10 protein-coding genes are annotated in these 9,765 nt (G+C 54.5%); 1 reads left to right on the top strand and 9 read right to left on the bottom strand.

Annotation, left to right across the window (positions count from 1 at the left end):
* Positions 1-259: 259 nt before the first annotated feature.
* From D5S03_RS06825 to D5S03_RS06815, 3 genes are read right to left on the bottom strand one after another with little or no spacing between them, the layout of a single operon-like run.
* Positions 260-2,188, bottom strand: coding sequence for an aconitate hydratase (locus D5S03_RS06825; protein ID WP_008870609.1), 1,929 nt, complete (start codon positions 2,186-2,188; stop codon positions 260-262).
* 11 nt (positions 2,189-2,199) lie between these two features.
* The gene (locus D5S03_RS06820; protein ID WP_008870610.1) at positions 2,200-2,460 is read right to left on the bottom strand and encodes a hypothetical protein; all 261 of its coding nucleotides are present in this window, start codon (positions 2,458-2,460) and stop codon (positions 2,200-2,202) included.
* On the bottom strand, positions 2,411-4,174 hold the full coding sequence (locus D5S03_RS06815) for a carboxyvinyltransferase (RefSeq protein ID WP_008870611.1): 1,764 nt from the start codon (positions 4,172-4,174) through the stop codon (positions 2,411-2,413). The genes D5S03_RS06820 and D5S03_RS06815 overlap by 50 nt, the downstream gene beginning before the upstream one ends.
* Before the next feature lie 67 nt (positions 4,175-4,241).
* On the opposite strand from D5S03_RS06815, the gene D5S03_RS06810 reads away from it, so the two are divergent.
* Positions 4,242-4,778: a hypothetical protein gene (locus tag D5S03_RS06810; RefSeq protein WP_287043133.1), complete on the top strand. Its 537-nt coding sequence runs from the start codon at positions 4,242-4,244 to the stop codon at positions 4,776-4,778.
* Between the two features lie 48 nt (positions 4,779-4,826).
* Here the strand turns inward: D5S03_RS06810 and pal are convergent, their stop codons facing one another.
* The 6 genes from pal to D5S03_RS06780 all read right to left on the bottom strand — a co-directional run bounded on the left by pal (position 4,827) and on the right by D5S03_RS06780 (position 9,736).
* On the bottom strand, positions 4,827-5,429 hold the full coding sequence (gene pal / locus D5S03_RS06805; protein ID WP_008870613.1) for a peptidoglycan-associated lipoprotein Pal: 603 nt from the start codon (positions 5,427-5,429) through the stop codon (positions 4,827-4,829).
* A 39-nt stretch (positions 5,430-5,468) separates the two neighbouring features.
* Positions 5,469-6,803, bottom strand: a complete 1,335-nt coding sequence (locus tag D5S03_RS06800) for a beta-propeller domain-containing protein (RefSeq protein ID WP_008870614.1) — start codon at positions 6,801-6,803, stop codon at positions 5,469-5,471.
* Positions 6,804-7,043: 240 nt separating this feature from the next.
* Positions 7,044-7,823 (bottom strand): energy transducer TonB, encoded by a 780-nt coding sequence (locus D5S03_RS06795; protein ID WP_287043132.1) that lies wholly within the window; start codon positions 7,821-7,823, stop codon positions 7,044-7,046.
* A 4-nt stretch (positions 7,824-7,827) separates the two neighbouring features.
* Positions 7,828-8,235 carry an ExbD/TolR family protein gene (locus D5S03_RS06790; RefSeq protein WP_008870617.1) on the bottom strand — a complete coding sequence of 136 codons (408 nt, stop codon included), beginning with the start codon at positions 8,233-8,235 and terminating at the stop codon, positions 7,828-7,830.
* A 3-nt stretch (positions 8,236-8,238) separates the two neighbouring features.
* Positions 8,239-8,943 carry a MotA/TolQ/ExbB proton channel family protein gene (locus D5S03_RS06785; RefSeq protein WP_287043129.1) on the bottom strand — a complete coding sequence of 235 codons (705 nt, stop codon included), beginning with the start codon at positions 8,941-8,943 and terminating at the stop codon, positions 8,239-8,241.
* 43 nt (positions 8,944-8,986) lie between these two features.
* Entirely contained in the window at positions 8,987-9,736 is a 750-nt protein-coding gene (locus D5S03_RS06780) for an NAD-dependent deacylase (protein WP_287043127.1), read from the bottom strand.
* Between the last annotated feature and the right edge of the window lie 29 nt (positions 9,737-9,765).

Below are 9,765 nucleotides of genomic sequence, written 5' to 3'. Positions count from 1 at the left end.
TTTTTTCATTTGTCACGCGCTTCGCGTGATAACGGCAAATGAAAAGGCAGCCTTGTCCAAAACCGTGTCCCGGTTTTGGACAATACACCTGCTTCGCGTCTTTAACTTTGCGTACTTAGCGGCTGGCCTGCCACGCGCTTCGCGTGGTTCAAAGGCCTGCCACGCTTTCCTGCCACGCTTCATAGCGTGGTTAGCGTGGTTCTTGTTTTTTATGACTGGACTTCAGGAACTTTCACAGCAGACATAAACGCACATGAAATCAGGCCTTACCCTTTTTCCTCTCGCGCACCAGATTCAAAAGGCCTCCATATTTTATAATCTCCAACTCTGCCGGGGTCAAATCGTTTACGGCCTTTATTTTGTCTCCAGCGCCGGCTTCCAGAAAACATTCCCCCCCGGGGACAAGATCCGTGGTATTCACCCTGATTGCCTGGTCCTGTTCCAGCCTGTCGTAATCCTGTGGGTTGGTCAGTATAAGCGGCAGTATTCCGAAATTGATCAGGTTTGCTCTATGGATGCGGGCAAAGGATTTCACCAGCACCACCCTTACCCCCAGATATCTTGGAGCCAGGGCCGCGTGTTCCCGGCTGGAACCCTGCCCATAATTCTCCCCGCCCAGGATAAGTCCCTGTCCGGCCTGCATTGCCCGGGGCACGAAATCTTCGTCCAGACGCGAAAAAATGTACTCGCTTATGGCCGGGATGTTGGACCTGAGGGCCGTAACCTGAGCCCCTCCGGGCAGGATATGGTCCGTGGAGATATTGTCCCCGCACTTGATGAGTACCGGCAGGTCCAGGTTCTGGGGCAAAGGCTCGAACTGCGGCAGGGGGACAATGTTGGGCCCGCGGTATATCTCCCGTGAATCAGCGTCTTCAGGGAAGATAAACTGATCCCTGATGGAAGGCACGTTGTCCGGCAGGCTCGGCCGCGGCTGCGGCTCCCCCCATTTCTCCGGGGAGGTGAATGCGCCCTCCAGGGCTGTATGGGCCGCTGTCACCGGGCTTACCAGGTAAACTCCGGCATCCTGGGTTCCGCTTCTGCCCTCAAAATTGCGATTGAAAGTACGCGCGCTGACCCCGCCGGAAACAGGTGATCCGCCCATCCCGATGCATGGCCCGCAGGCGCATTCCAGTATTCTGGCCCCGGAGTCCAGCAGTGGTTCCAGCAGGCCTTCAGCAGCCAGCATTTTAAGTACCTGCTTGGAGCCCGGAGATATAAGCAGTTCCGTATCTTCGGACACCTTGCGGCCTGCAAGTATTTTTGCTGTAATCTTCAGATCCGCATACGAGGAATTGGTACAGGACCCTATGGCCACCTGGTCCACCTTCCTGCCTTCCAGCTCCCTGACAGTAGTGCCCAGATCCGGCATATGCGGCCTGGCCGCCATGGGCTCTATACTGGAAAGGTCCACGAAAAGCTCCTGGTCGTATGATGCCTCCGGGTCGGGACCAAGTTCGGAAAAATCCCCTTCACGCTGCATGCTGCGCAGAAACCGCCTGGCTGTCTCGTCTGCAGGAAAAATCGAGGTGGTCGCGCCGAGCTCCGCCCCCATATTGGTAATGGTGGCCCGCTCAGGCACGGAAAGGTCTGCAACTCCAGGACCTGTATACTCCAGGACCCTGCCTGTTCCTCCCTTGACGCTCAGTCTCTGCAGGATATGCAAAATGATATCCTTGGCTCCTGCATGACCTGTCAGCTTTCCTTCCAGGTACACCTTGACCACTCTGGGCATATAAAGGCTGTAGGGCTCTCCCGCCATGGCCAGAGCGACCGAAAGCCCTCCCGCACCCATGGCCAGGGAGCCCACTCCTCCAGCTGTGGGAGTATGACTGTCCGATCCGATGAGGGTCTTGCCGGGCACGGCAAAATTCTCCAGATGCAGTTGATGGCATATTCCAGTGCCTGGAGGGGAAAACACAATTCCGTACCTGGCGGCCACAGTACGCAGGTATCTGTGGTCATCAGGATTTTTAAAACCCATCTGCAGGGTATTGTGATCCACGTAGCTTACTGAAAGCTCGGTCTTTACCCTGGGCAGGTCCAGCGCTTCCCACTGCAGGTAAGCCATGGTGCCTGTAGCGTCCTGGGTAAGTGTCTGATCGATTTTAATCTGGATTTCTTCTCCCGGTGTCAGGCTTCCGGCCACCAGATGCTCTTCAATAATTTTCCGGGTAAGATTCTTGTGCACGTTTATTCCTCCTATGATTCATATCCCAGGCGCAGGCGGTTTATCTTCTTGCGCCTGGTTTCAGCTTCCACCTCCAGCCGCAGGGCTTCCATCTGCATGGAGTGAATTTCATCGTTAAAGAAAACACCTTCACTGGGTTTTTCCTCGGACATGAGCGTTTTTTTGCGCTTAAGGCACATGTCCTTTTGCTGCCTTATCTCTTCCAGTTCAGCATCCAGGCGCTCAATCTCCCTGGATACGGATCCGTTTTCTTGATTTTTGAAAATGTTCATCGCTTTCCTGTGCTTTTTTTGGGGACAAGTTGGTAAATATTTTCCAGAAACCCGGCCAAAGGGCGGCCAGATTGCCGGGATTGCAAAGACATATCCCGGGGAACCTGAATGACAGCAGGCAGTACCCCAGGCTCCAGCAGGGACCAGGGCTTGTCCATGCCGGACTTTTATCATGATGTGCCTGCCTGCTGAAAATGCTCAGGCCTTCATCATCCTGGCTGAACTGGTATCCCAGAAGGACCAGCAGGTCCAAGACCGTTTCCAGGTGAATGCTCTCCCGGGGCAGGAGCAGTCTTACAGGCGCGTCATCTTCCCTGGTAAGGGCCAGGGGGAAGATCAGGGGGGTTATTTCCGGAAAACTACTCAGATCAAAGACCGGTTTATGCCTGGGCTCCCCGTCTCTGGCTGCAATGCCGTTTTCTTCCAGTTCTATATCCAGGCCTGACCTGCGCATGAGGTCCAGGATTTTTTCAGCCCTGGCGCACTTCCTGGGCCAGTTCCCTTTAAGCCGCACCCGGCCTTTACCCATCCTGGCCAGGGCCAGCAGAAAACCCGAAAGAAGGGGATCCAGGGGTATGTCCGCATGATCCTCAAGAACAGGCTGCCCCGGCTGCACGGTTATGGTTCTTTGTCCTTGCTCCTGGGCTCTGATTCTGCAGGCGGCAAAAATTTTCAGGCAGTCCGTGACCTGGACTTCAGCCGCCCGGGGATACTTGATGCGAAGTGGGCTGGAATAAGTAGTTGCCGCCAGCATCAAGGCCCGGACAAACTCCGGGTCTGCATCTTCAGGTATCTCCACTTCTTCCGGAAGATTGCCGCCTGCTTCAAGCTTGGCCGGCAGACTGTAGCTCTGGGGCTCTATGGAACTGAGCCTGGCCCCGAGAGCCGGTGCCAGATTCAGCAGAAAACGCAGGTTCAAGGTTTTGAGCGTGGCCGATCCGGAGAATTTGATCCTGCAGGGATGCCCCAGACCCAGGCAGAAAAAGAAATAAAAATTAAAGGAGCTTTGCCCCAGAAAAAGACTCTGTCCGTCCAGGTCCACATCACCCATTCCCTGCCCAAGAAGGGTGCTGGACCTCCATGACAGTTTTGCCCCGCACTGATTGGCCGCCTTGACCAGCTCCAGGATTTCATCATTGACGTTGAGCCCTTCCAGCATGCACTGCCGGGGGGTAAGTGCCGCCATGGACACCAGGCCCCTGACCAGCTCCAGGTCCAGAGGCCCCGGAAACTCGTGATCAAGCGGCCTTCTGGTGGGATAAAGGCAAAAAGGCTTGTCCCCGTGGGGTCTTTCAGCCTCGAAATACCCCATGCTGTTTAAAAGGGTGAAGGCCTGGCGCACCAGGCTTGGATTGCTGGGCTGCAGCTCCTTTTTCCATACCTGCCAGAGCCTCTTCTCCAGTTCCGGATCGGCGAGACTCTTGTTCTTGTCCTGCCTGTTCCGGGACAGATCTCCCAAAAGCCTGCTGCGTCTGGCGATAAGGGAAGCAAGCTTTTTATCCAGGGCCTGCAGTTCCTGAATAGTTTCCATGGGCCTTTGCTTCATGTCGTTTCCTGTTTCCTGATGATCATAAACGTCTGCGATGCAGGCATGTTTAATACTAATTATGCCCATAAGCAATAGTTGATCCACGGGGATAGAAATCCACCAGACATCCACCGGATGCACCTGCAAAAAGTCCTTTTGCAGGTGCAGAAAAAATGTCCTTGACATATCCTGCCCCTTGACCCTGAGGCAGGGTTTGCATTACCCGGGATAAAATTTTTAAAGGGAGAATAACGTGAAATTACTGGAAGCCCGGAAAATCGACCCCCAGATATCCTTTGACCTGCCCACATATATGGCTCTGGCCCAGACCGGGGACCTTGACGGCCCGGAAGTGGCGGAGATGCTTGGTTACTGGGAACAATGGAGTCCTGCACTGAGCATCTATATCTTCGGCAGAAAAAAAGGTTATCTGGCCGTGTTTATGGACAGGTCAGTGGAGGAAAAAATCGATGAAATCTGGCCGGACTCGCCTTCAAAGGGATTCAAGCTCCAGGCCCTGGTACAGACCATGATCACTTGCGCCCTGCAGAAACTTATCCCCAGCATAGGCCGTGATCAGTGCGCACCGGTGCCCAAGCCCAACAAGATTATGAAAAGATCCCTGGCCCGGGTAGGGCTGGAATTTTCCAACCAGGGGACTCTCAATTACAAGTATTCCACCCTGACTTTTTATCCTTACAAAAACGGATGTCAGGTCTGCTACCTTGCCCCGACCTGCCCCAAGCTCAATCTCCCTCGTATGGAAGGTCTTTTCAACCCCCCATCATAGTTGTTTCGCCGGAGCAGGTCTTGCTGAAACAATTGCTCAGGCCCCGGTCTAATCCAGGACTTTGAATTCCGCCCGGCGGTTCTGAGCCCAGGCTGACTCATTGGACTCATCCACTAAGGGGTTCTCCTCGCCGTAGCTTATGATCTGCAAGCGATCCGAGGAGACTCCCAGCAGAACCAGGAATTCATAAGCCGCCCTGGCCCTTCTTTCCCCCAGGGCCAGGTTGTATTCCGCCGTACCTCTTTCGTCGGTATGGCCTTCAATGACCAGGCGCAACTCGTCAAACCTTTTCATGTGCTCGGAAATCTTCTGCAGGGCGGAACGGGCATCAGCATCGAGCTCGTAGGAATCAAAGGCAAAATGGATGCGGTTTGCGGTGATTTCCTCCATTGCATCTTGAATCCTGGCTTCAGCATCAACTTCGTCTCTTTCCCGCTCCATGCGCTCTTCCTGAAGCCTTCGCTCCTCCAGGGCCTGCCTTTCCATTTCTTCTTTAAGCCTTTCTTCTTCAAGCCTGGCCTTTTCCTCTTCTGTAAGCTCTTCTGCGGCAGGATCCGTGGGAGCCTCCACTGCCCGCTTGCCGCATCCGGTACCGGCAAACATGATCAGCCCCAGAAGCAGAGCCAGCAGCATGACTGTCCTGTTTTTCATACACTTCTCCCTGTAAATGATGTTGAAGGTTTAATAACCCTAAAAATCCTTTTCCAGACCCCATGCCGGGGCTTTGGCGTTACCTTCCCCGGTGGATATCTCCCTTGGTTCATCACCGTTGCGGGTTGTCAGGTACAGCCTGTACTCCCCGCTGCGGTTGGAGGAAAAGGCCACAAAGTATCCATCCGGGGCAAAAGCCGGATCCTCATCATTGCCCGGACCGGAGGAAATCTGCTTCTCTCGCCCGGTCTCAAGGTCGACAACAAAGATACGGTGCCCGTCCGGTGTTTGCCGGGTAAAGGCCACAAAATCACCTTCCGGACTTATGCTGGGATTGGTATTGTAACGGCCCTCGTAGGAAACCCGCTGTATCTGACCTTTTTCAAAATCATGGACAAAGATATGCGGATTGCCCAGCCTGCCCGAAGCAAAAGCCATCTTTGTGCCGCTGGCGTCAAAGCTTGGTGACACATCAATGGCCCAGTGCTCCATTATAGTCTCATCAACGCCGTAGTCGTCATCAAGCCAGTATATGTCCGGACGACCCATGGGATCCAGGCTGAGCGCCAGCCTGCCCTCCGGCGAAAAAGCAGGTGAAATCACAGTATTTCCAGGCATGGAAAAAACCTCTTCCTCACCCTTTTCCAGGTCCCATATTCCCAGGTGGTGCTCATTGTCCCGCATAAGGGTGAAGGCGATTCTGCTGCCGTCTGGAGACCAGGCAGGGCTGAGGGTTATGCCTCTTAAGTCCGTCAGTCGGGTCAGGTCGTTGCCCTGGGGGGTTACAGACCATATATCCTTGTTTCCGTTTTTTTTGCGCTCAAAAGCAAGCCTGGAACGAAAGAAGTCTCCGTTGCCGGTCAGGTATTCCATAAGTTCTGCGCAAAAGCGCCTGAGCATCAAAGGCACCTGGTCCAAGTCCTGCAGGTCATAGGCTCTGCCCAGTATCATCCTCTGGTCAAATACCTCGAAAGCTCTGATTTCCACCGACCCCGGACCCCCGGCATGCTGCTCCAGGCCGATGGTCAGCAATAGATCCACTCTGGAAAGATTGAACTTGCGGAAATCTATATCCCTGCCCCGCACACCCTCTACACCTGGTCCTCCCAGGATATGCTCCGGATTCACCTGGGTGAGAAAAGGCAAAAGACCCAGGTTGGACTGCAGTCCATCATAAATCCGGCTGCCAAGCTCCGGATTGTGAAGGACCTCTGACTGCAGGTCCCTGGGGGGAGCGACAAAGGCATTTATCCTGTCCTCACCGGGACCGAATATGTCAATGTGCAGGGAATCCTGGGCCCAGGCCCTGGTAGGCAGCAGGCTCACCACCAGGAAAATCGCCGACAGAAAAATAAAAAAGCGTAGTTTGATCATTTAAGTTCTGATTGACTGGTTAAGGTTATAATATAACCGGTTTGAACTTCAAAGCCCTGCCTGTGCCCGACGTCTGACGTTTCAAAAGATTTTGCGTACAGCACAGGCAATTCTCTTTACTCCCATACACCCACACGTTCTTCCCCCTGCCCCATGCTCCATCTCCTCCTCTTCCCACTCCCATACACCCATACTCCCATACACCCACACGTTCTTCCCTCTGCCCCATACCTCTTCCATTCACAGCATATCCTGCAGATTAAAATCAATCACCAGGGTCCTTATGTCCCCGGGCGGTTCAGGCAGTCTTGATGTGTCCTCGACGGCCCTCAGGGCTGAGCTGTCAAACTCACTCCGGCCTGAACCCTCGACCACGCTGTAATCCAGAATACGCCCCCCCGAATCAATCTCCACCTGCACCCTGACCACCAGGTCCTCTTCACGCCCGATCCTGGGAAATCTCCAGTTTCTTTTGATGTGCTCGGCTGCTATTGCCTGATAAACCTCCAGGGCACCGCTCGGCTCCCGGGCCGGGCGCTCGCTTCGTCTCTGCTCCGCCTCTTCCTGCAGTTCCGCCAGGGCCTGTTGCCTTATTTCCTCCGGGGTTGGTTCCGGATCAGGTTCGGGCTCGGGATCAGGTTCCGGTTCAGGCTCAGGCTCAGGTTCGGGTTCTGGTTCGGGTTCTGGCTCAGGTTCGGGTTCGGGATCTGGTTCAGGATCTGGCCTGGGTACCGGTTCGGGATCCGGTTCAGGCTCGGGCTCTGGCTCGGGGTCTGGTTCCGGTTCAGGCTCCGGTTCTGGTTCCGGTTCTGGATCTGGCTCAGGATCAGGTTCCGGCTCGGGCTCGGGTTCAGGCTCAGGTTCCGGTGCCTGCCTGGCAAAATGCGAAAGCTCTACCTCGTATACGTGCCGGGTCAGATCTTCAGGAAATTCCTGGGGGCGCTTGCTGAAGGTGATAAGGGTGACCAGGATCAGAGCGACATGCATCAGAAAAGAGACCAGAAAGGATACTATCTGCATGGAATCAGTCTGTGTCCAGTTCGGCCAGCACCCCCAGACGCTCAACTCCGGCTTCCCTGACTGCGGACATGATCCGGACCACCAGGCCATAGTGTACATCCTGATCAGCCCTCAGGTAAACCGGCCTGTCCCTTTCCTCGATCATTCTCTGCAGATGCCCGGCCAGTTCATTGAGCTCCACTTCGTACTCATCCAGGTAGATCACACCCTCTTTGTCCACGTGAACCACCAGGGTGTCCTCGTCATGGGGCAGGGTCTCCACCATGGTGGTGCGGGGAAGCTCCACCTCCAGCCCCTGGCTCAGCATGGGAGCCGTGATCATGAAAATTATCAGCAGTACCAGCATTACATCCACTATGGGAGTGACATTGGTCTGCGAAATATATCCTTTGCCCAGGGGATCGAAGTCCATGCCTTATTTTTCTCTCTTTTCCATCCAGGGCAGCTCTCTCTGGGCCCGGTTCAGAAAAGCACCGGCAAAATAAATAAGATCTGCCTGGATGCTGTTCAGACGTTCCCACAGTATATTATAGAAAATTGTGGCCGGAATGGCCACCACCAGTCCGAAGGCCGTGGTAATAAGGGCCTCGGAAATGCCCGGAGCTACAGTGGCCAGAGAAGCTCCCCGCTGCACGCCTATGGCGTGAAAGGCGTTCATGATGCCCCATACAGTGCCCAGAAGTCCGATGAGCAGGGAGGAGTTGGCGCAGATAGCCAGAAACGGCAGAGAAGAGGCGAGGTTTTTCAGGTGTGTGCTTACCCCCTGCCTCAGCACCCGGCGAACATTGTCTTCAGCGATGCGAAACTTGACGCTGGAGGAAAGCTGGCTCTGCTCCAGCTTCTGGATCTCCTTGAGGGCGGAAAAACCGATACGGTACAGGGGAGAATCGGCATCCTGGCGGACCTTTTTCATGGCCTCGGCCAGGTCCGACGCCCTGTCGAAAATCTGCAGCTGATTGCCTAAGTTCTCTGTGAACCGCCTGTAAGAAATAAATTTATATATTATAATGGTCCAACTGGACACAGACATTACCAGAAGAACCAGCATGATAAACTGGATGAGCAGCGAAGCCTGGGCCAGCATGCTCCAGAGCCCCTGCTCAGGAAGAAATATATCCATATAAAACCTCGATGGGTATTGTGCGCGTAAATTCTCAGGCTGGTTACAGGGCTTCCACTATGCGGGGCAAAGCGGTTTCGGCCGGTTCATCCAGCCGGATGTCCGAAATATTCTGGAAACTGGTCCGGCCCAGGTTGACCTCGATAACCCTGCCCCCCTGCTCCTTGACCCACCGCGGAAGAGTTCCGGCAGGCGCCACGTCCCCGGAAGTGCCGGCCACAAGCACCAGGTCCGCTGCCAGCACCAGACGCCTGGTCTCGTGCAAGGCCTGTTCCGGAATCTGCTCCCCGAAAAAGACCACCCCCGGCCTGACCACTCCGTAACACTGGCTGCAAAGCCAGGGTATATCATTTCTGGTGAGTTCCAGCGCTTTTTGCTGATTATACTTTTTTTTGCATTTGTGGCAATAGAAAGTACCGGCCCCTCCGTGAAATTCTATAACTTTTCTGGAGCCTGCTCTCTGATGCAGATTGTCTATGTTCTGGGTAATTACGGCCTTTAAATAACCCATATCTTCCATACGGGCCAGGCTTTCATGGGCTGGGTTGGGTTTTGCAGCGGCAATCACACCTACGGCTTCCAGCAGAAATTCCCAGACCTGCCGCGGATTGTTCTCTAAGGCCCAGTCCGAGGCCACTGCCTGGGGATCGTATCTGGACCACAGTCCTCCCGGGCTCCTGAAATCAGGAATGCCGCTGGCCACTGATATGCCGGCCCCGGTCAAAGCCAGCATGCACTCAGAACTGCGGATGGCTCCAGCTGCTTCCTGGTAGAGTTTTTCACTGTTGGACATATGTAATGCTGTTGCTTATGTTAATATCA

The sequence above is a fragment of the Desulfonatronospira sp. MSAO_Bac3 genome (assembly GCF_003838035.1).
Classification (GTDB): Bacteria; Desulfobacterota; Desulfovibrionia; order Desulfovibrionales; family Desulfonatronovibrionaceae; genus Desulfonatronospira; species Desulfonatronospira thiodismutans.
Note: the sequence above shows the minus strand (reverse complement) of the source record. Positions and strands in the feature narration are given on the sequence as shown.